Annotated in this window: 22 protein-coding genes; 11 read left to right on the forward strand and 11 right to left on the reverse strand. The window is 52.5% G+C overall.

Translation table 11 applies throughout. The features are described 5' to 3' along the window. Positions 1–16 precede the first annotated feature (16 nt). Together O0S10_RS02920 and O0S10_RS02925 are read right to left on the reverse strand one after the other, a co-directional pair. On the reverse strand, positions 17–1,186 hold the full coding sequence (locus O0S10_RS02920) for a 4Fe-4S binding protein (RefSeq protein ID WP_268924406.1): 1,170 nt from the start codon (positions 1,184–1,186) through the stop codon (positions 17–19). Positions 1,187–1,214: 28 nt separating this feature from the next. Beyond that, positions 1,215–1,496 (reverse strand): 4Fe-4S binding protein, encoded by a 282-nt coding sequence (locus tag O0S10_RS02925; RefSeq protein WP_268924407.1) that lies wholly within the window; start codon positions 1,494–1,496, stop codon positions 1,215–1,217. 521 nt (positions 1,497–2,017) lie between these two features. Between O0S10_RS02925 and O0S10_RS02930 the strand changes: the two genes are divergently transcribed. The 6 genes from O0S10_RS02930 to O0S10_RS02955 are packed head-to-tail and all read left to right on the forward strand — an operon-like array spanning position 2,018 to position 6,757. After that, positions 2,018–2,971, forward strand: a complete 954-nt coding sequence (locus O0S10_RS02930) for a tRNA(Ile2) 2-agmatinylcytidine synthetase (protein ID WP_268924408.1) — start codon at positions 2,018–2,020, stop codon at positions 2,969–2,971. Further along, positions 2,955–3,842: a methanogenesis marker protein 11 gene (gene mmp11 / locus O0S10_RS02935; RefSeq protein WP_268924409.1), complete on the forward strand. Its 888-nt coding sequence runs from the start codon at positions 2,955–2,957 to the stop codon at positions 3,840–3,842. Before O0S10_RS02930 ends, mmp11 begins: the two co-directional genes overlap by 17 nt. Beyond that, positions 3,827–4,786, forward strand: a complete 960-nt coding sequence (locus tag O0S10_RS02940) for a radical SAM protein (RefSeq protein WP_268924410.1) — start codon at positions 3,827–3,829, stop codon at positions 4,784–4,786. The genes mmp11 and O0S10_RS02940 overlap by 16 nt, the downstream gene beginning before the upstream one ends. Before the next feature lie 51 nt (positions 4,787–4,837). Beyond that, the gene (locus O0S10_RS02945; protein WP_268924411.1) at positions 4,838–5,659 is read left to right on the forward strand and encodes a DUF7714 family protein; all 822 of its coding nucleotides are present in this window, start codon (positions 4,838–4,840) and stop codon (positions 5,657–5,659) included. Continuing rightward, on the forward strand, positions 5,652–6,497 hold the full coding sequence (locus O0S10_RS02950; RefSeq protein ID WP_268924412.1) for a deoxyribonuclease IV: 846 nt from the start codon (positions 5,652–5,654) through the stop codon (positions 6,495–6,497). Before O0S10_RS02945 ends, O0S10_RS02950 begins: the two co-directional genes overlap by 8 nt. 5 nt (positions 6,498–6,502) lie before the next feature. Further along, complete coding sequence (locus O0S10_RS02955; protein WP_268924413.1) at positions 6,503–6,757, forward strand: DUF3781 domain-containing protein; 255 nt, start codon at positions 6,503–6,505, stop codon at positions 6,755–6,757. A gap of 33 nt (positions 6,758–6,790) precedes the next feature. Here the strand turns inward: O0S10_RS02955 and O0S10_RS02960 are convergent, their stop codons facing one another. Further along, positions 6,791–7,621 carry a nucleoside 2-deoxyribosyltransferase gene (locus O0S10_RS02960; RefSeq protein ID WP_268924414.1) on the reverse strand — a complete coding sequence of 277 codons (831 nt, stop codon included), beginning with the start codon at positions 7,619–7,621 and terminating at the stop codon, positions 6,791–6,793. 145 nt (positions 7,622–7,766) lie between these two features. On the opposite strand from O0S10_RS02960, the gene O0S10_RS02965 reads away from it, so the two are divergent. Continuing rightward, on the forward strand, positions 7,767–8,276 hold the full coding sequence (locus tag O0S10_RS02965; protein WP_268924415.1) for a DUF367 family protein: 510 nt from the start codon (positions 7,767–7,769) through the stop codon (positions 8,274–8,276). A 53-nt stretch (positions 8,277–8,329) separates the two neighbouring features. Further along, positions 8,330–9,973, forward strand: a complete 1,644-nt coding sequence (locus tag O0S10_RS02970; RefSeq protein ID WP_268924416.1) for an ABC1 kinase family protein — start codon at positions 8,330–8,332, stop codon at positions 9,971–9,973. A 203-nt stretch (positions 9,974–10,176) separates the two neighbouring features. Here O0S10_RS02970 and O0S10_RS02975 read toward each other — a convergent pair whose 3' ends face one another. From O0S10_RS02975 to O0S10_RS02985, 3 genes are all read right to left on the reverse strand, one after another. Beyond that, positions 10,177–11,799, reverse strand: coding sequence for a uracil-xanthine permease family protein (locus tag O0S10_RS02975; protein ID WP_268924417.1), 1,623 nt, complete (start codon positions 11,797–11,799; stop codon positions 10,177–10,179). A 103-nt stretch (positions 11,800–11,902) separates the two neighbouring features. Beyond that, positions 11,903–12,868 (reverse strand): type IV pilin domain-containing protein, encoded by a 966-nt coding sequence (locus tag O0S10_RS02980; RefSeq protein ID WP_268924418.1) that lies wholly within the window; start codon positions 12,866–12,868, stop codon positions 11,903–11,905. A gap of 369 nt (positions 12,869–13,237) precedes the next feature. Next, the gene (locus O0S10_RS02985; protein WP_268924419.1) at positions 13,238–14,173 is read right to left on the reverse strand and encodes a cation diffusion facilitator family transporter; all 936 of its coding nucleotides are present in this window, start codon (positions 14,171–14,173) and stop codon (positions 13,238–13,240) included. Positions 14,174–14,240: 67 nt separating this feature from the next. On the opposite strand from O0S10_RS02985, the gene O0S10_RS02990 reads away from it, so the two are divergent. Then, complete coding sequence (locus O0S10_RS02990) at positions 14,241–15,344, forward strand: hypothetical protein (RefSeq protein WP_268924420.1); 1,104 nt, start codon at positions 14,241–14,243, stop codon at positions 15,342–15,344. Between the two features lie 17 nt (positions 15,345–15,361). Here the strand turns inward: O0S10_RS02990 and O0S10_RS02995 are convergent, their stop codons facing one another. Together O0S10_RS02995 and O0S10_RS03000 are read right to left on the reverse strand one after the other, a co-directional pair. Further along, entirely contained in the window at positions 15,362–16,258 is an 897-nt protein-coding gene (locus tag O0S10_RS02995) for an FkbM family methyltransferase (protein WP_268924421.1), read from the reverse strand. A 323-nt stretch (positions 16,259–16,581) separates the two neighbouring features. Further along, positions 16,582–17,082 carry an NUDIX hydrolase gene (locus O0S10_RS03000; RefSeq protein WP_268924422.1) on the reverse strand — a complete coding sequence of 167 codons (501 nt, stop codon included), beginning with the start codon at positions 17,080–17,082 and terminating at the stop codon, positions 16,582–16,584. Between the two features lie 101 nt (positions 17,083–17,183). Here O0S10_RS03000 and O0S10_RS03005 point away from each other — a divergent pair, with 101 nt between their 5' ends. After that, positions 17,184–18,140: a 2-hydroxyacid dehydrogenase gene (locus O0S10_RS03005; RefSeq protein ID WP_268924423.1), complete on the forward strand. Its 957-nt coding sequence runs from the start codon at positions 17,184–17,186 to the stop codon at positions 18,138–18,140. A gap of 32 nt (positions 18,141–18,172) precedes the next feature. Here the strand turns inward: O0S10_RS03005 and queC are convergent, their stop codons facing one another. From queC to O0S10_RS03020, 3 genes are read right to left on the reverse strand one after another with little or no spacing between them, the layout of a single operon-like run. Then, the gene (queC, locus tag O0S10_RS03010; RefSeq protein ID WP_268924424.1) at positions 18,173–18,844 is read right to left on the reverse strand and encodes a 7-cyano-7-deazaguanine synthase QueC; all 672 of its coding nucleotides are present in this window, start codon (positions 18,842–18,844) and stop codon (positions 18,173–18,175) included. Next, positions 18,841–19,458, reverse strand: a complete 618-nt coding sequence (locus tag O0S10_RS03015) for a 7-carboxy-7-deazaguanine synthase QueE (protein WP_268924425.1) — start codon at positions 19,456–19,458, stop codon at positions 18,841–18,843. Before O0S10_RS03015 ends, queC begins: the two co-directional genes overlap by 4 nt. Beyond that, a complete protein-coding gene (locus O0S10_RS03020; protein ID WP_268924426.1) occupies positions 19,455–19,862 on the reverse strand; it encodes a 6-carboxytetrahydropterin synthase in 408 nt (135 codons plus the stop codon). The genes O0S10_RS03015 and O0S10_RS03020 overlap by 4 nt, the downstream gene beginning before the upstream one ends. Before the next feature lie 64 nt (positions 19,863–19,926). On the opposite strand from O0S10_RS03020, the gene O0S10_RS03025 reads away from it, so the two are divergent. Next, positions 19,927–21,081, forward strand: coding sequence for a type III PLP-dependent enzyme domain-containing protein (locus tag O0S10_RS03025; protein ID WP_268924427.1), 1,155 nt, complete (start codon positions 19,927–19,929; stop codon positions 21,079–21,081). Positions 21,082–21,182 lie beyond the last annotated feature (101 nt).

Raw genomic sequence — 21,182 nt, forward strand, 5'->3', positions numbered from 1 at the left:
GCACTTGCCATTCTTTTTACTCCAGGGGTTTTAATTCAACCTGACCAAAGGTGTCTTCCTGGATCTTGGAGGAACGCGGGACGCACAGCTTGGCAGCGATACTCTTGAACAGATCAGTCTCGGGGCCTTTGACGTGGATGCCGGAACGTCTGATGGTGATGACATCCTCGGACGGGCATGCATTGACGCAGGCACCGCAGAGAATACACAGATCAGCATTCACTGCAATTGTCGGCTCGATACTGTCCTTCTTCAGTTGAAGAGCGGGGACAGGGGTCGGCAGGTAGATGGCATTGCACGGGCAGATGTCAACACAGGTGGAACAGCCGCCGGGACATTTGTCGGCGTTGAAAACGATCTCACCGTCGAAGAACTTCTTGATAGTGACAGCTTCTTCGGGGCAGACTTTTTCACACCAGCTGCAGGTGACACAGGTTTCTTTGTCGATCGTGACTTTGCCGGCAAGCTTGCTGCCTTCCTTGACAACGCGCTCGACAACAATTGCATGTTCCGGACAGGCGGTTGCACACACCTGGCAGGCATTACACAGAGATTCGTCCCAGACGACTTCACCGGCAGAACCTACCTTTTCGGCAGTGAACGGAATGCGCTTGATCTTCAGAGCCGGACAGAGAGATGCGCAGATACCACAGACATTGCACTTCTCTTTGTCGACGACTAACGTCGTTACGGCGTCAAGAGCGGTTTGCCGCTTGGCACCGTCAGCGACCTCACCCTCATAGACAGGGATGTCGCGGACAATCGCATCACGCGGACATGCTTCACTGCACGTCGTGCAGCGGACACATTTGTTTTCATCAATCTCGGCAGTGAAATCATACTCCGGGAAACCTTCCTGTTCTTTGATCGGAAGGCTCGGTTCACCGTCAACTCTGACCTCAAGTGCGTCAAACGGACACAGAATCGTACAGACACCGCAGTAAGAACACTTGGCGGGGTCAACAGAGATAGCGGCTTCGTCTTTGACGGCGCCGCGGCGGACAGCACCGACAAGGCCGAGAATGATTGCATCCTTCGGACAAACTTCGGAACAGATACCGCATCCGGTACATTTGGTCGTGTTTAACACGAGGTTCGACACCTTCTTCAGGAGGCGCTGCTCCATAATGACGGTGTCATTCTCCATCTTCGTGGAGTATTTTGGATACATTGTGCTCATTGCCATGTATGAATCCTCGGTTCTCCAATCTTACTTAGTGGGTGGCTCCCTCAACAGCTTTCGCTGCAACAGGTCCATCCTGCGGTCCTACCAGTCTAATAACATCGTATGGGCATGCTTCGACGCACACACCGCAACCAGCACACAGTTCGTGTTTGATGTCAAGGATCATAGCCTTGCCATTCTGAACGAGATAGATCTTGTCTGTTGAGGCAGGATCTACGGTGTTGAGTTCCAGTGCGTTTACCGGGCAGGCGACCACACAATTGTTACAACCGGTACATCGCTCCATGTTGATATGCATTGCAAATGCCATTGCTTATATGCACCAGCCTATATCGATCGAAATCGATTACTGAAATGGTTGTGGGAGAATATAGATAAAGTTTCTTAATAAAATGGAGGCCGAAAACAGGTGTATTTTGCCCATTGTAAGTTTAAAAAGTTAACAAAATACATTTGTAAATGTAAAGTACACAAAACAGGAGAGAAAGAACACCCGGAAACCTAATATGACCAAGAACAAAGGATAATTATCAGATTCCAATATAACCGCATTAAACCCGGCATTATCCAAGAATATCTCATTTGCGCGCGTATTTGAAACAGAGATCATAGAGTCAAAAGTATTGAACCGACCAGCATATTAACAAGGTTTGATTATCCGGACAGATTGAGATTATCAGTGGGTAACTCAGGACCCCTGCAGACTCTATTATTATAGTGCATCTTCACGCCCGGAATTATTTCGGTATCGATTACCTCTTATACTCTCACCACCGATATTTCTGTTAACGAAAATTCCGGTATCAAAGCCGGACATAATGCAGGATATCCATGATTACCTTAACCCCGGAACAGGTAAAAGAACGGTTTGGACCGTTATTCTGCCATCGCCTGCTGGTGATGACTGATGAAAAGGAAGGAATCGCTGAACTTCACGAACAGTGCCACGCCCGCGGCCCCATTGAGTGGGACCACATGAACCGCAGACGTGCAGGTGGTGCCCTCATCTCCGCAAAGACGGAAGGAACTACCATGACTATGACAGCAAAGATCGGATCCTACCCCATCCGGTTCGGTCCATCTGACACCGAACTCGGCGGCCAGGCGCTTGAAGCAGTCATCATCAACAACAACGAAGTGGCCACCAGTTGGGCGGGTGCTGCGGGAGCGGGTATCGGTATTGCCGCATGTCTGGCACAGGCACCGGGTGTAATCAGAACCGAGTACAACTCAGAAGAGGATCTCCATGTCGGCGGAGCACATATCTGCCGGAGTACCATTGTTCTGCCGAAGTACGAAAAGATCACCTTCGGTATCGATGACACTGACACCAAAGAAAGCGGAGCGACCTGGGTGCTTGCCATGAAATGCGGAGAAGCCTGCACCATTGACGGAGCAATCTTCCTCGGTATGAGAATCATCCAACTCAACCCCAAAGCCCCGGAGAAAACCACCAACTGTACCGGATCCGTTATTACGTTTGCAATAAAGCCGGAGAAGAAAGAGGAACTGATTCAGTTCGTCAAAACATTCGTCGAAGAACGCTCGGCAAGTACCGACACCGGCATCTGCTACTGGAGCGGAATCAAACTGCCGGAATCTCCCTACGCAAAACGGATCAAAACCGAACTGCTGACAAAAGACGATGCCGCCGCCGAAGCGGAACGCCTCGGGATTCAGTTCGTGGACGCGGCAAACGGGAAAGGACGTATCGGTGCTCTTGGAGCACTTCTGTGGGCAAACGGAGGTGTGGAAGTTGCAGGGCTATATGGCGAATCTTCGTGATCCCTATCAGGCACCGTATCAGGAGATCATTGCGATCGCCTCCGAGGACGGTAAACAGATAGAACTCATTGAATGTTTCGACTGTATCGGCGGCGGCATGTGGGTGGCAAAACACTATGCCCAAAGCCCCCTGGTAACCAGTGTCAGAAAAGTAGGGACCACCATCCGTTACCACATTACCCCAGGATCAGCGGAACTCCCGCTTGCCGGATCAAAATTTCCCGCAGGAATCTCCGGAGCAAAAGTATCCGACACCGAGATTGCGGTCTCCTACCTTGGCATGGGCGGCGGGGGTGTCGGGGCATCCGTCTGCCGGGCAGGAGCGAAGGGTGTTCTCCGGGCCGAGACCACACCCTGCGGCGGTGGAAAACTTGCCGGCTCAACACTGCATCTCCGCAGAATGGAACGGGTCATCATCGGTATTGACGACACCGACACGCCGGAGGTCGGAGCAACCTGGGCACTGACACACAACATCGCCCGCGAGGTGGAAGACGACAACTCCCGCTACCTCTCCCATACCATCACCCAGCTTTTCCCGGTCGCCCAGCGAACCAAGAACTGTGTTGCAGTGGCAATCGAGTTTGCCACAACTGAACCGGATGTGCTGATCGACAGAGTACAACAGCTCGTGGAACAGTACACACTCTCCGACAAGACCGGCATGGTAGCTTTCCGCGGCTTTGATCCCGCACCACTGGAAGAGTACGCATGGATGGTCAAACGCGGAGAAATTACGCTGGAAAGCATGGAATCGATAAAACACTATCTCGACATCCGCATCGGCGGATCGGGAATTATCGGTGCAGCGGCGGCAATTCCGCTCTACACCAGATTTGACGAGGCACTGGAACTATGTGGGAATCCCTGAAAGCACAATTACTTGAGATCGGCACGGCACAGCTCACCGGAACCGACGCATCCGAGTATGAATCAAAATCAACCGCGGGACCCGGAGCCGGAGGACGCGGGTCAGTCTTCTTCAGCTACGAAGGACACCGTGTGCGTCTTTCTGTTGCAGACGAATCACCGATTACAATCCGCCACATCGGCGGCGGAACCGTGATGCTGACCTACGGGTGCATCGAAGTTCTCGGCAAACTCGAAAAACCGGGAAGTCACTGCCCCGGCCAAGCATACATTACCATCAGCGGTTCCTGTATTTTTCACTGCAAATACTGTCCGGTACCGGCAAACGCTGCACCGACAAAACAGACGGACGAAATCATCTCCCTCGTCCGGGACGCAGGTGACATTACGGCAATCTCTCTGACAAGCGGAGTCACCGGAAGTGCCGAAGAGGAAGAAGAAAGAACCCTTGCAGTGGTGAAAGCACTCAACGAGTTTGATATCCCCATCGGCGTTTCAATCTATCCGGTCTCCGGCACTGCCCGCCGCCTGCATGAGGCGGGGGTGGCAGAGGTCAAGTTCAATCTGGAGACCGCAACTCCCGGACTGTTCGCGGAGATGTGTCCCGGCATGGATCGCGACATGGTCAATGCCGAACTGGACGAGGCGGTGAAACTGTTCGGCAGAAACCATGTGTTCACGAATCTCATCTTCGGACTCGGTGAGACCGATGAGGAGATGAAGACCGCAATTGATGATCTCTGTGCCCGCGGTATCATCCCGAGCCTCCGCCCGTTCTCTCCCGGAGGCGAGTTGAAAGATCTGCCGCGGCCCGGCTTCAGGCGGTTCATGAATCTCTACAAACATCACCGCGCAGCTCTTGCGGCGAATGGTTTGGACACCCGTGAGGCAAAAACAATGTGCATCGCCTGTACCGGATGCGACATGGTGCCGGGCCGGGACTGACTGCGATAGGCGGATTTAATTTGCAGCATAGCAATAGAATAGAGTAGCAGCATGATCTTTCCAACCGAATGCAAATACATCGGCAGTGCGGCAACAAAACCGTACGGCGATACGGTGTACTTCCTGACGAAGTATCTGATCCATCCGGTACCGGAAGGTTTTGAGATTCTGGAAGTGGAGCACGAGGGAGAGAGCGGCTACCTGCGGAAGGTGAAGTCCGTCCGCCGTCTGGTAGGGCCGGAAGACATTGCCGTGTGGGAAGGACCGATCACACCGCACGACCGGACCGGCCTTATCAGAAAGGCGTTGTCCACCGGAAAACGATGCACCATCTTCGGCGCAAATGATGAACACCGGACCTTTGTCCTCGATCCTGATCTTTCGGGGCTGGAAACGGTGCATGTCTATGACATTACCCCGCCGCGGGCGAACCTGTCGGAAAATCTGAAGATTCTGGAAACACTGGGATTTTTCGGAACAGAAAATATTCTGTTCGAGCATCATGTCAGGGACATTGCAAAAATTCCGGCGGATGTGTATCCCTGCCGTGCAGGAGGTTTTGCGAAAACCCTTGACCGAGACAGTCTGCACGGCGGTGAACATGTCGCCTGCTGTCTGACCGGACGCCACATCTGCGGCGAGTGTTACGGCGATGATTTTGTGTTCGAGGATACGTGCCCTCTCTCGCAGGTGGCTGAAGAACCATTCATCGCCCGGTGCTGCCGGGCGGAACGGAGCGGGATCGGTATCTATAACGGAAAGTTCGGCGCTGTTGTGCACTGGGGTTCGTCGCCCCGCGTGATGCTGGAGGCGGTTGACAACATGATTGCCGCGTGGCGGAAGAGGTTGGAGGAGGAATCACATCATGGTTAAGCTCGGATTTCATGTCTCGATTGCCGGGGCTTTTGCAAATGCAGTAGAGCGGGCACAGGCACTCGGATGCGATACGTTTCAGATATTTACCCGCAGTCCGCGGGTGTGGGCGGCAAAACCGGTAGATGCAGTTGCGGCTGATGCATTCACCGCGGCTCTCGCCGCGTCCGGCATCAGTCCGGTAGTGGACCACATGCCCTATCTCCCGAACCCTGCGGCTGAGAAACCTGAAATTTATGAGAAATCGGTTGCGACGCTGACCGACGAACTCAACCGGTGCAGCCTGCTGAAGATCCCCTATCTTGTCACCCACCTCGGACATCACGGGGTGGAAGGACACAGGAAAGGGCAGGAAAAGGTTATCGCTGCAATCGGTCATGCTCTGGACAACGCCGCAGGCGACACCATGATTCTTCTGGAGAACACCGCAAACGAAAAGAACACGGTCGGAGGTACGTTCACGGATGTCGGTGCAATTGCCGACGGACTTGGACGCGAACCGCGGGTAGGTTTCTGTTTTGATACCTGCCACGCGGCAGCAGCCGGGTACGACCTCAAAGGCCACGGTGCGGAGACGGTCTTCGGATGGTTTGCGGATGAAGCGGGAGATCTCTCGCGGCTGAAGGTGATTCATCTCAATGACATGAAAGGAGGAGTCGGATCGCATCTCGATCGTCACGAGCATCTCGGACTTGGGACGCTCGGCGAAGAGACGATTCGCGATGTACTGACATTTCCGAAGATTTCCCACTGTGCATTCATTATGGAGACGCCGTCAAACGAGGTGCGGGACGATGCAGGGAACATGGCTGTTGCGCGGCGGCTCGCTGCGATGTGACGGAAATGAATGCCGCAGACCGGGACGGACTGCTCGCAAGCCTTCCAAAACTACATACAACTATGTTGGGGGCGGAAAGAGTCAGAAAAAATCTCTCACTGAACGCCACGGATGATGTGGTAAACTGGTGCAGGGAGCAGATCAAAAATCCCGCTGCAACGATACGAAAGAGCGGGAAAAACTTCTATGTCCAAATTGATGGCTGCGAGATAACGATTCATGCCCGCAGCTGCACGATCATCACCGCACATCGAATCTGAGGGAGCTCTGCTCAAATTTTTTTCGGGCGTTTTTCATGGAAAACTGCGAAACAACAGCGACAGCAGTTCCTCACTGCTGCCCACAACCTCTGCTTCCGTTTCCAGCATGAGATTCACCAGCTCATTCTCACTGTAGCGCCGGAAATCCGTGCGGATCGCAATTATCCGTTTGCCAAGTGCTGTTGCATACCCCATCTCCCATGCAGTTCCGGAGTCCACATCGGAACCATCAATCACCGCAACAACAATGTCGCTGTTTTTCAGAGCCGCAAGATTCCATCGGTAGATCAGTTCCTCACGGTTTTTACTCCGCGACTCTGCGGTATCCTCAAACTTCTGGGGAAGATGCACAGCATAATACTGCGAAGCAAGAAGATCGGCAAGACCGGCATTGTAGATCTTCTGTGCCTCGGAAAACAGCGGGGCAGCAAGGTAGATACGGTACCTGGCAAAACTCCGGACATCGATCAGCGGAATATCAGCAAACCGTTTGAGAAACACGCCGGGACCTGCCGATTTCTCGTCACCGTAGTAGGTGGTCGTGACACCGCAGGTCGGCGATGAGTTCACCCCGAGAATGGCAATCGGACCCTCACCCCGTTCGGCAATCAGTGCCCGCACATCCTCTTCAAGACGATCGAGAACTGCGGCAAACTCCGGCGTGTTGAGGCGGTCGAGGAAGGAACCGGGACTTCGGGGAACACCAAGATACAGCGTCTCGGGGCACGGAAGCGGTACCATCTCAATGCCGAACTGCCGGCAGCGTGCAGCAGCAGCTGCCCACACCGCACGATCTGCATCGGTGGTGATACCTTCGGCACGGAGCTTTTCGTTCAGAATGCACGGGGAGACAAGGACATACATTGGTATGTCGTTAGGAGGTCTGAAGAGATAAAATCCCCAGACAGACGAAAACACATATCCGAACCTCCCACATACACACTACGACAAGTGCGGGATGCGGTACCCGAAATCAGAATAACCGTTCACGCACAATAAGGATACAGAAATGGCCCGGGACAGAATTTCGCTTATCGCCTACCGCGACAACTCCTGCGATCCGAAAAAATGCACCATGAAAAAACTGGAGCGGTTCGGTATGCTGCGGATAGTAAACCGCATCCCGCAGATTCCCAAAAGCACGCTGCTCCTGGATCCGACCGCAGGGTTCGTTCTCTCCCCTGCAGATCGCGCCTGGGTGCAGTCGATAACCGCTCTTGACTGTTCGTGGGAAGTTCTTGACACCGCAAACCTCGGGTCATGGAAAGGACGGAGGGCACTGCCGTTTCTGGTTGCAGCAAATCCGGTCAACTTCGGCAAACCTTTTACTATGACCTCGGTCGAAGCGATTGCCGCAACGCTGTACATCCTCGGTGAAGAGGAACAGGCAAAGAACGTTCTTGCAAAATTTCACTGGGGACTTAACTTCCTTGCCCTTAACGCCGAACCGCTTGCCGAGTATGCGGCGGCAGAAAACAGTACTGAGGTCCTGAAGATCCAGAGCGAATACATCGGCTGAAACGGCGGCACCGAGACTATTAACATCTGAAACGACCAATTAACACCTATACAATGGCAAGCGTAAGCATCCGGAGATACGGGCAGATCTTTGATGTACTGGTGAAGTACGGATTCTCCTATTATCTCAACGAACTTTTCCCCGGATTCATCAACACCAAAAAGGCGGCGCAGGACGATTTCAGTTCCTACTCAATGTATGCCAGAGTCAGAATGGCTCTTGAGGAGCTTGGACCGACGTTCGTGAAGTTCGGCCAGCTGATGAGTACGAGAACCGAACTGTTCCCGCCGGAGATGATCGAGGAGCTGTCCAAACTGCAGGACCGTGTCGGAGTCGTGCCGTTTGATGAGGTTATTCCAACACTGGATGAATACATTCCCGACTGGCGGGATGTATTCACCTCGGTGGATCCGCAGCCGCTTGCCGCAGCCTCTATTTCCCAGGTGTACCGCGCTGTTATGCAGGATGGAACCGAGCTTGCCCTAAAGATTCAGCGCCCGAACATTCAGGACAGAATCGAACAGGACATTGTTCTCCTCAAATCCATTGCCGAGCGGATCGAGGAGCGGCGGCCGGATCTCCGCATCTATAATCCGGTGACGCTGGTGGACGACTTTTCAGTACAGATTAAAAAAGAACTGGACTTCACCCGTGACGGGATGAATGCCGAGCGACTCGCACGAAACATGCGGATCTCCGGCATTCCCGGCATTAAGGTCCCGAAGATTTACTGGGAGTTCTCCGGAAAAAGCCTGCTTGCAATGGAATTTGTCTCGGGGGTCAGGAGTGACGATGTGGATGCAATTGTTGCGATGGGCATGGACCCGAAGGATCTTGCAAGCCGCGGCCTGAAAGCGTTCATGGTGCAGATCTTCCAGAACGGATTTTACCACGGTGACCCGCACGCAGGAAATATCCGTGTCTCGCCAAAGGGCGACCTGGTGTTTCTCGACTTCGGTGTCTGCGGCGTGCTGATGAAGGATACGCGGAACAAATTCATCTCGCTGATGCTTGCGCTTTTTTCGGCGGATACGGATCTGACGATCCGGTACGTGAAAAATCTCGGCGTAAAGATTCCCTCAAGCGGCCTGGATGAGTTCCGCGGAGAACTGTATCTGGCGCTTCAGGACAGCAAGGATATGGGCGCCCAGATGAACTTCTCAGGTCTTGTTGCGGCAATTCAGGAGTTGTTCCAGAGGAACAACATCCGTGTTCCCTCGAATCTGATGCAGCTGTTAAAAGCGCTGATGCTGGTTTCCAATATTGCATTCACGCTTGATCCGCAACTGGAGTTTGCCAAAGAAGCCGAGCCGTATCTGAAGAAACTGATCGCAGAGGACATGAAGGATCCGGACAATGTACAGAAGAGAATTCTGGATGCAAAGGTGCGGCTGGAGGATCTCTCCCGCGTGCCGCAGCAGTTGTCCTCGGTTCTGGAGATGGCTTCGGAAGGAAAACTCAGAATCGATGTTGCGGCAAAGGAGGTCGGCGAACTCCGCATGACGATCGAAAGCTCTATTGATCGTCTGGTAATCGGTATGATGGTCTCGGCAATTGTTATAGGTCTGTCGCTGGTGCTGATGAGCCAACCAGCCGAGGCGGGATACTATCCGCTGCTTGCCTACATCGCCGCCATCATTGTGATTGCGATCATTTTCTACAAGATGAAGACCCGCAAAATCAAAAGAGAAGAATAATTATTTCTTTTTTGTGTGATTTTTCGGGAAATAGGGGAGCAGACGATCGTTTTGTTCTGAGATTTCTGTGCGCTCTGTGATGAACCCATCGGTCGGACCGGGAGAATATTCCATGTTGTGCCAACAATAAGGAAACCGCACGAGAACTCAGCTGACAGCAGAATATCTATGGTTGAGGCAGATAGACGCTTCATCTGATCAAATCAGATCATGATATAGCGGGAGCGGACGATCGTTTTGTCCGCAGCGGCCGCAACAGTGACGAACGCAGGGTAATGCCCTGCGGTCTTCATGGCTGTTTCGTCAACAGGGCCGGGGACAGTGAGTTCGGCACTGAGGGTTCCCGTACTGTTTTTGAGGGTTATTGTCAGTTCCTCCGGGTGCATCCCTTCCGGCATGGCACGGATGAGCGCCTGGATGTGATGGATTATCTGAAACATCTGGGTTTTGTCCATGGTCCAGAGGCGTCCGCAGTCAAGAAGAAGACGGGAGACGTCGATCTCCGGATGTTTGCCGAACCGGATACTGGTGTGTGTCGGAAGACCGATCTTGAAGAGGAGACCGAGGATGACCACGAAGATTGCCCCGGAGGTGAGCGGTGAGGCAAAGAAGAGTTGGATGGTCTCAGGGAGTGCAGTGTAGAGATTTGGACACATGACGGAGGAGACGCCGATCATGATGGGCAGGATAACAACGAAGGTCCTGCGATTGTCCAGTACACGGGAGGAGATGCTCTGTACTCCGCCGAGCATAATGAAGGCAATTGCATAGATGACAACTGCGCCCATGATGGGTTCGGGCATGATGTGGAAGAACCAGCCGATGGCAGGAAGAAATCCGCAGATGATCAGGAAGAGACCAAGACCGAGACCAATATTCCGGGATGCGATGCCGGTACCGGGAATGAGGCCGGTGTTGGACGCAGAGGAACCGATACCGATACCGCCGATGGCAGAACAAAGAGCTGCACCGAATCCTTCAGAAAGAATCCCGCGGCGAAGATTGCCGCGACCGGTTTCACCGGTGTACTCGTCAAGGAGTGCAATGTTTCCTGCGGATTTGAGCATGACGCAGAGCATGCCAATCGCGAAGGGGACCAGAAGGCCGATGTCAAAGCTGTAGCTGACAATACCTATCGGATTCGGGAGAGAGAAGAGGGGGGCGGACCCCGCAGACTCAATGTCAGCAGGGGTGAGAACACCGAAGAGGACAGAGGAGACGAGGCCGATGAGAATGCCGATAAGAACTGCGTAGAATCTGAATATTTTTTTCTGCTGGATGCCGAGGAGGATCATGGAGCCGAGCGTGATGATGCCGACGGCGGTTGCCGCGGGGTCAAGCGGTCCGGATTCTCCGCTGCCGAAGAACAGCGGGAAAGAGAAGGGAATGATCGCAAGTCCCAGCATGAACATGACGACACCGACGACTTCCCCGGGAAAGAGGAGGCGGAAGTACCGCGTAAGCCGGCTGAGGATCATTTCAAGAAAGCCGGAGACTATCATCATGCCGTAAAGGAGAGGAAGGCCGCCGGCGGTTGCGGCGAGCATGGATGCCGGGAGATAGGAGGAGTTCGGGACCATGGGAAAGATGTAACCGCAGCCGGTGTAGCGGAATGCCTGGAGGAGGGTGGCAATTCCTGAACCTATCAGGGTTGCGCTGATGAGGAAGGTAGAGAGGTCTTCACCGCCGCCGAGAGCCCGGGTGATGATGACGGGATAGGTCATATAGACGGCGAGGACAAAAAAGTGCTGGAGGATACTGAGGACGAGGACGGACGGGGGGACGCTGTCACTGACGTTGTACACCGGACGGTCTGCGTAGTCCATGATTGAGGAGATATTTTTGTCTGGGGGCTATTATAGCTTTGGAACACGTGATGATCAAAAATAGAGAGAACGAGGTTGATCTAAATCTGAAAGAGCGGGTTAATCAACTCCCGGTAATTAATACAGGCCCATTATAGAGAGTGATCGAGGACGCATTGACAGGGCTACCACTTGTACAATCCACAACCATTTCCTGAACTTTAACACGATATGTTGTTCCCGAATTAAATGGCTGATTATTATCATCGTGGGCAATTTCAAGTGAATTTTTCCCCAGATTTATCATATCGACTATTTCAGATGGATAATATGTACGTGAAACGATTTGTTCATTATTTGAAGGATCATACACAGACACCACGAGTTGTTTTCCCCACGTATATTTATAACGATGTATCCCGTCCTGCGACACTATAACTATCTCGTCCGGTAACAATTCACCATGGACATTCTCTGCATCCCAGCCATTTGGAAGAGTAACAGAAATCCTATACTCCCCCTCATACCACTGGCCATTCCACACTGAATTTACATCCACAGGCCACGGCTCAAAGTCCAGTTTCCCGGTCCATATCACCACCGCGGTGTCATCAGGAAAGATACCGGTTACCGTGGTAGTGTGCGTTCCCGGCATCCCGACATGAGCAAACCGGATAGGAACACCCACATGCCTGACAGCCGCGGTTGTATCTGTACTCTCGGCTTCGGTAACATAGGGGTTCCCCGCTACCGAAACGCGCAGAGCCTGCAAACTGCTGACATCCCTGCCGGTAAAGAATGTTACCAGTACATCGGTGTGATCCGAGGTTACCTTCAGTCCCACACTCTTCGGATCATTGCCTCCTCCCGCCATACCGGACGTCACCATCACAACAAGCGCAGCGACAACCACAACGATTGCAACAAGCAGAATCGTTGCGATCGTTGATGAAACCGCATCATCTCTTCTCTTCTCTTCTCTTCTCTTCTCTTCTCTTCTCTTCTCTTCTCTTCTCTTCTCTTCTCTTCTCTTCTCTTCATTGTGACAACATCCTGAAAATATTCCCAAGAGAATACCATACGATCTCATCAGAATAGGACGGCACAAAATATAATAGTATACCCTGATGAGACGTTGCACCTAAATTTGTTTATTCATGGGCGACGAATGATCGTTGTTGATCGAATTTCAGCCCACGATTCGCACGACAGAGCCGTGCTCACCGCTCCACGGGAAGACACAAAACGCATGCCTTCGGCCTGCTCACTGCTTCGCAGAAACACACGGAAGCAAAAAAATTGTTCTCCCGAAAAAAAGTCTGAAGAAACAGGGACTTGAAAATTTTGAACAGTGATAAAGAAATCCTCTCCCGAAAAATGAAAATGACCGGAGACATATAGGGATTAACATATTTTTCAAAAACTCACCGCGTCCCCGCAAACAACACCCATAAAAAAATTATTTCCCCATCACCTTACACACAAACGTACACTCCGGTCTTCCGCAGCGCCCGTCGCAGGGATCCAGATGCACAATCACCGACGTCCTTGGCATCTCCGCGACAAGCTCATTCTCAATTCCCTTCAGCACCGCATGCGCCGCATCAAGAGGCGTTGCATGCGGCATCATCAGATGAAACTCCACAAACCGGTTCGGTCCTGACCGGCGGGTCTTCAGACTATGGAAGTTCGTAAACTCATTTGCATGACGGCAGATGATCTCCTTTATCAGAATCACTTCGTCCTCGCTCAGGCTTTCATCCATCAGATCCGCAAAACTCCGGCGGATCAACGAATACGCTTCCCGGAGAATCAGCAGCGCCACAATAATTGCGATCACCGAATCAAGGAACACGAGATGGGTGATCTGAATCAGCACAAGGCCCGCAAACACTCCTGCAGACGTCAGAACATCCGTGCGCAGATGCCAGGCATCACTCTCCAGCGCAATTGACTCTGTTTCCTTTGCAACTTTCATCAGCCGCTGCGACACAAAGAAGTTCATCACCGCAGAAATACCCATCACAATCATACCTGCATACAGCAGATCGAGCGACACCATCTCCCCGCCGGAAATCAACTTGTGACATGCTTCCCAGATAATAATCCCTGCCGCAAGAACAATCAGCAGCGCCTCGACCAGACCCGATGCATCTTCGTACTTCCCGTGGCCGAACGCGTGATCCGCATCCGGCGGCTCGGCTGATTTCCGCACCGAAAAATACGCAATGCAGGAAGCAAGAAGATCCATGCCGGAGTGAATACCCTCCGAAATAATACTCACCGAACCTATCGAGACACCCGTCAGAATCTTTGCAACCGTCAGGAACAGATTCGAAAACACCGACAAACAAGCGACATTCTGTTTTCTGGCATCATCTGTTCCGGTATTCATATTGATCACGACAGTAGAAAATATAGGTCAGCGCCACGTAAATAACTTAAGCGAGTCCGGATACGACATGACAACCAAAGATGCACTGATTATCCGCATCTCCAGTCAGATCACACAAGAGCAGGAGTACGGCAAAACCCTTGAAGAGGGTAAGTGCCGTCTCGCCAGAACAAAATACTGGGTTCCTCTCCCGATCATTCTCCTCCTCGTCTGGACAGTCATCTGTATCCTGCATGACATAGACCCCGTTGACGTACTCATGATGTGGATCGTCGCAAGCCTCTTTATCTACATGTTTTACTTCTTCCTCATGATGATCCCCTCCCTCGGTTCCGGTACCAGTACCCCGTTGACTGATGCAAATACGCATATCCGGATCCGTGAGTTCCTGCGGCTTGCAAACCTTCTGAAAACATTCCGTAAAAACAAAGTCACTTTTATCGAAATTTTCTGGAATGCATTCCTCATCAACGCAAAGCCGCTTGCAAAAGGATTTACGATCATTTACTGCATTGACGTCATCTGTGCCGTTATCCTGTATGCAGAAGAGATGATCGACCTGCATCTGCTTCTGATCATCATACTGCAGATTGTCGTCATCCTCGCCTTCTATGCAAAAATTGTCCGGGCAAACCCCGATGCACCGGGTTTTTTCGTGCCCCGGACCATCACCTCTGAAACACCGGGGACGGAAGCGGCAAAGTTCAAAATCTGGCTGTATATTAGTACCGCCGCGATGTTCACCGGTCTCTTAATCGTAGGCGCAATGCTGTTTCCGGGACTCACCTTAAACCAGTATCTTGAGTTCATCTCCATCCTCCCGACCGAGTACCCAATCATCCTCCTGCTCACCCTTCTTACGCAGGCGGTCATTATCCGCTATTATCAGGGGGTGGAAAGCCATAGACTGATGACTGCGTTAAACACCCGCCATATTGCAGTTCTCAGAGATGATCTGCTGCCCCGTGTTCGTGCAGGAAATGAGGAGCAGATGAACGATCTGCGGCGGGAATTTTTGCTTCTCCGGATGAACAAACTCGTTGTGCAGGAGTTTTTCAAGCGGTTTCCGGTCTATGCAATCCTGCCGAATTTCCTTCTCATCGCCGATCCGACCGCCCGAGAGGTACTTGACAGTACCGGCGACGAGAAGAGTATCCGGGATCTGTTGTGAGGTGGAAAAAAGAAAGGTTACCAGGCGTAGAGTTTCTTGGCACGCTGGTCAATGTGGTAGGAGGGATCAATGCTGAGAATAATGTCGCGGAGGACTTCGGGGTCATCGGGAAGGTGGTAGGTACAGATGGCAAGCCGCGGATGATCGCGTCTGATGGTGTTTGCAGCCCCGCGTAACATGTCCCGTTCGGCGCCTTCGATGTCTGCTTTGATGAAGTCAATGCGGGGAATATTATTTTCGGCAACCCAGTCGTCGATGGTGGTGCATTCAATCGTGGTGGTTGCAGCGTCGCCTTCACGGGAGATGCGGCTTCCGCCAATGTTGTCATTGTCTTCCACAAAAGAAAGGGTACACTTTTTGTCCGAGAGTCCGTACGGAACAGGAATAATTTTTCCGTCACAGTTGTTGGAGGTGATGTTTGCGTTCAGGAGACGCAATGCACGTTCCTGCGGATCAAATGCATACACGGTTTTTGCTCCGCGCTTCACCGCAAGAATGGAGAAGACGCCTATATTCGCACCGCAGTCAATGACGATGTCATCGTTGTGCAGCTGGACGGATTCTGTTTCGTAGGGCCCTTCGCCATTGAACTCTTTCTGGGAAAAGTCAGGAATGCTGAGCCAGTGTCCCGAACGATCATAATACATTCCTGTGGGAAAAATATCAGCATATTCTATTGAAATCAATCTGAAAATTACAGGATGATCAAGATTTAACGTAATATCATGCAGACAAATCTCTTCAGGCGTAGTGTACTTTTGCTGAGACCATGCATGTAGTCTTCTTGATTCTTCAGCATCAATTCCCAGCCTTCGGGTAACCTCACCGGTCAGCCAGTAAACTTTCTGCCAGTACCGGTATTCCTGCTTGGCAAATTCATCATCAGGATACCTCTGGTACAATTCAAGTGCCAATCTCTTTGCCTCATATACCCCACCGCCTTCTTTTCGGTTCTGGATCAGCTTCTGATAAAATCTCATTGAATCCTTCTCAGTCAGGATATAACCTGTGGTAAAATATTTCCAAAAGAAGACGGACAACGAAAAAATCAGAGGCAATCGCAGTGTCTGCACAACATCAGAAAGTGCACAGAGATTGAATTTCTTTCCAACATCAGCACAATGAAAACCAGAAATATTCTCCGGAAAACCCACCATTGAAAACGTAAATCCAAAGAATATACTACGAATGGATTAGTTTATAATTCATACGAACAAATATCCTGACTGAGCAGGATTCAGTACAGACACCGCATCAGCAGGGCAATCGTCTTCGCATCGCAGATGCGGCCGTCCATCACCATACGCATCGCATCCTCTTTTGCCACACGCACCACCTCGATAATCTCATCCTCATCGCGGGGAAACTCCTCGCACACCGAAAGATCCCGTGCCTCAAACAGCCACAGCTTCTCCGTACAAAATCCCGGCGACGAGTACACAAACCCCCGCGGAATCAGCTCACCGGCAGAAAACCTCGCCTCCTCCGCAAGCTCACGCCGCGCCGCATCGATCGGATCGCAGTCGTCCGACTCCATACCCCCCGCCGGAACCTCATAAATATACGCATCAATCACCGCCCGGTACTGGCGGATCAGATACACCGCCTTCTCATCGGTCGGCAGAATACACACCGCAGACACCGGCTGCACAAACAGATACTCCCGATCCCGGCCGTTAGGGAGGTGCACCGGCTTTGTTTCGATCTTCAGACGCGGGGTATCATACAGAATCGGCATGGAAAAGACTCACTGAAACTCCATTGGTCGTACAAAAATAAAAAGCCTCAGGCATCAGTATAAAGGAACCGGAAGCCAATCCAGTACTCACGGACCATACCATGAACATCGTTCTCCTTGAACCCATCGGTGTCCCCGACACCTGCATACAGGAACTCGCCGCAGACCTCATCAGTGCCGGACACCGGTTTACCTCGTACCCGACCCGGACAACCGACCCGCAGGAACTCGGAAAACGATCCCGCGACGCCGACATTGTCATCATCGCAAACACCCCGTATCCCGCAGAAGCGATCCGGCAGGCCGGCCACCTCAAAATGATCAACGTAGCCTTCACCGGCATCGATCACATCGACACCGCGGAGTGCAAATCCCGCGGCATCACCATCTGCAACGCCGCAAACTACGCGAACCAGACCGTCGCAGAACTCACAATCGGCCTTGCCATCGCTCTGCTGCGAAACATCCCCGCAGCAGACACCATGGCACGATCCAAAAAAACCTCCGCAGGAATACACGGGAAAGAAATTGCCGGCCGGAAGGTCGGCATCATCGGTACCGGCCGCATCGGACTCGCCACAGCCCGTCTCTTCGCCGCATTCGGCGCAAAGATCATCGCCTACTCGCGAAGTGAATCAGACGCGGCACGTGCCCTTGGCATCACCTACGTCCCGCTGGAAACTCTCCTGCGGGACAGCGACATCATTTCCCTGCACGTTCCCGCAACCCCTGAAACCCATCATCTGATCAACGCCGATCGGCTTGCGCTGATGAAACCTTCCGCACTCCTCATCAACTGTGCCCGGGGATCGGTCGTGGACAACAACGCCCTCGCCCGTGCTCTTACCGAAGGAAAAATTGCCGGAGCAGGCATCGACGTCTTTGACACAGAACCCCCGCTTCCCGCAGACTATCCCCTGCTCTCTGCACCAAACACCATTCTCACCCCGCACATCGGATTTGCCTCCGACGAATCCATGCGCCGGAGGGCAGAGATCGTCTTCCAAAACATCACCGCCTACCTCAGCGGCGACCCGCAGAACGTATGCAGACGATAAAGCAGGTATAAAACCCGGAAAAGAAAAAAAAATCAGCGGCGGGCGTACGGAATCGGATCCGCAACACCCAGATCCGCAAACGCCTTCATCCGCGACAGACACGAACTGCACACACCGCAGGCCGCATCCTCAGTATCATAACACGACCAGGTATCCTCGTACGGCACACCGAGCCGCAGCCCTTCACGTAAAATATCCGTCTTCGTCATCGACACAAACGGCGTCAGAAGCCGGATATCTTTCTCCGTCTGCGTCCCGATCGAAATCACCCGCTGCATCGCCTCAATAAACTGCGGCGTACAATCCGGATACCCGATGTGATCGCCGGACTGCACCCCGATAAACACCGCATCACCATCGCGGGCCTCACAGTAGGACGTCGCAATCGCAATCAGGTTCGCATTCCGGAACGGCACATACGTATTCGGATGATCCGCTCTGCCAACCGTTCCTTCCTCCACCGGAATACACATATCCGTCAGACTGCTCGCACCGAACTTTGTAAAATAATCCAGGGAAATCTCCACAAAATCCACCGCATCCAGATGCTCCGCAATTTTTCTCGCACAGTCCCGCTCCTTTGTCTCCGTCCGCTGACCATAGTTCATGTGAAGGGCCAGAATCTCATAGCCCATATCCTTTGCAACGTACGCAAGCGTCGTCGAATCCATCCCGCCCGAAAGCAGACACACCGCCTTTTTCACGGAATATTCACCACCTTATGCAGCTGGAGCTGGAATCTGACCGGCAGCTTCTCTGCAATAATCGTCTCAACCAGCCACTTCACATCCGTCCCGAACACCGGCGTAATACAAACCGGCGCAGAAAGATGCGGATGTGCTGCCAGAACCTCCACCATATACAGATAATCCGCCTCATCGCCTATCACAAACTTCGCCGAATCAGCAGACCGCAGCAGATCCAGCAGAGACAGATCACTCATCTCCCCCGACGACGGACACTTCACATCCATACAGACGGACGCAAACTCCTGCACCTCATCAAACGGAATCGTCCCGTTCGTCTCAATATCCACCGCAACACCCGCCTCATGCATCGCCGCGATCAGCGGGACAAGTTCCTCCTTCTGCAGCAGCGGCTCACCCCCCGTAATGCAGACATACCGCATCCCCGACGCAATTACCGCCTGCATCACCTCCTCAGGCGTCATCTCAATACCCTGCGAATTGTTCAGCGAGTACCGCGTATCGCACCATGCACAGTGGAGATTACATCCCGCAAACCGCACAAACATACAGGGCATCCCCTGCCGCAGACCCTCACCCTGTAAACTCACAAACGTCTCGGTAATTCTCACTCGGCATCCACCTCCGCGTAACAACCGTCCGACTCCCAGACCCGGACCTTTGTCACTCTGGCATCAACGCCTGCCTCGCCGCAGAACCGGTTCAGTCGTTCGCGGATGTCTGCCGCAAGCAGTTCGCTGGTCGGATCACCGTCCGTCAGAACCGGCAGCTGGAACGGGGACAGGGCTTTGACCATCGGATCATCCTTGTTCAAAATCACCTGATGATCATACACCTCCACCACCTGCTTGATGATATTATAGTCAAGAAGAATCTTCGACGTCGCATCGATCGTTCCCTCCATCCAGACCTCGACCTCCCAGCGGTGACCATGCAGCCGGGAACATTTCCCCTCGTAATGCATCAGCCGGTGAGACGCATCAAAGTGTGTTTCCTTAAAGATCCGGGTACTCATAGTTGACCACATATTGCCCGCGGGAAACTATAATAATAGAGGTAGGGGTGACATACTATTACAAATGAACACCCCTGCATATGTTTACGACAAAAACCGTATCCTCGGCAATATACAAAAACTCAAAAATGCCTTTCCGCAGTTTGCAATCCTCTACTCCATAAAAGCAAACCCGTACCCGCCGCTCGTACACTGCATCGCATCCCAGAACATCGGCGCGGATGCAGCTTCTAAAAATGAAGTACTGCTCGCACGCGCAGAAGGAACTGCCCCGGATCAGATCTACTACTCAGGACCCGGAAAAACCGGAATCGATCTCACCGAGACCATAGACCACTGCGTTCTCATCGCCGACAGTTTCCATGAACTTGAACTGATTAACCGGATCGCAGAAGAACGGGGCATCGTGCAGGAGGCGGGCATCCGCATCAACCCGAACTTCACCATGAACGGCACTCCCGGAACCCCTGGAAAATTCGGTATCGACGAAGAACTCTGTACAAAAGATGCGTTTGCCGCGTATCCTGCAGTCAGGATTACCGGAATCCACGTACACGTACAATCCCAGGAACTTGACTGGGAAAAGATCGCCCGGTACTATGAAAATGTCTTTTCACTCGCTGTTCGCATCCAGCAGGAGATCGGACATCCGCTCACCTTCATCAACTTCGGTTCCGGTATCGGCGTTCCTTATCAGGAAGCTGACGCATCAGTAAACCTTGCCGCACTCGGGAAACGTGCAGCAGAACTTGTCACAATCTACCGGCCGCAGATCTCCGCAAAACTTCTGATCGAATCAGGCAGGTTCCTTGTCTGTGAAGCAGGCACCTACATCACCGAAGTACTCGACATCAAACGATCCCGCGGTAAAACCTATCTCATCGTTGCCGGAGGACTCAACGGATTTTTCCGCCCGGCAATCTCCGCGTTCGCCGGTGACGGACACGCAGCAGCAGAACCACTCTTTACCGCCAGAGATGCCTGGCGGATCACCTCGGACGCAACGACACCGGAAACTGAAGTTGTGGACATCGTCGGGAATCTTTGCACCGCCTCAGACATCCTCGCAGAAAATATCCGGCTGCCGCGTGCCGCAGTCGGCGATCGGATCACCTTTACCCATGCAGGAAGTTATGCCTGTACACTTTCTCCGCAGCTTTTCGGCAGTCAGAAAAAACCGGAAGAAGTACTGCTCTCACCCGACATACTCTCCCATTAATATTATTAGGACAGCCTGCTCATAAGTATAGGAACATGCAAGGGAAGGCTATCTCTCAAGACCCTTCCCCCGCATTCACAATATTCCAACAGAGGAATAGT

It is taken from the genome of Methanocorpusculum petauri (assembly GCF_026891975.1).
GTDB lineage: Archaea > Halobacteriota > Methanomicrobia > Methanomicrobiales > Methanocorpusculaceae > Methanocorpusculum > Methanocorpusculum petauri.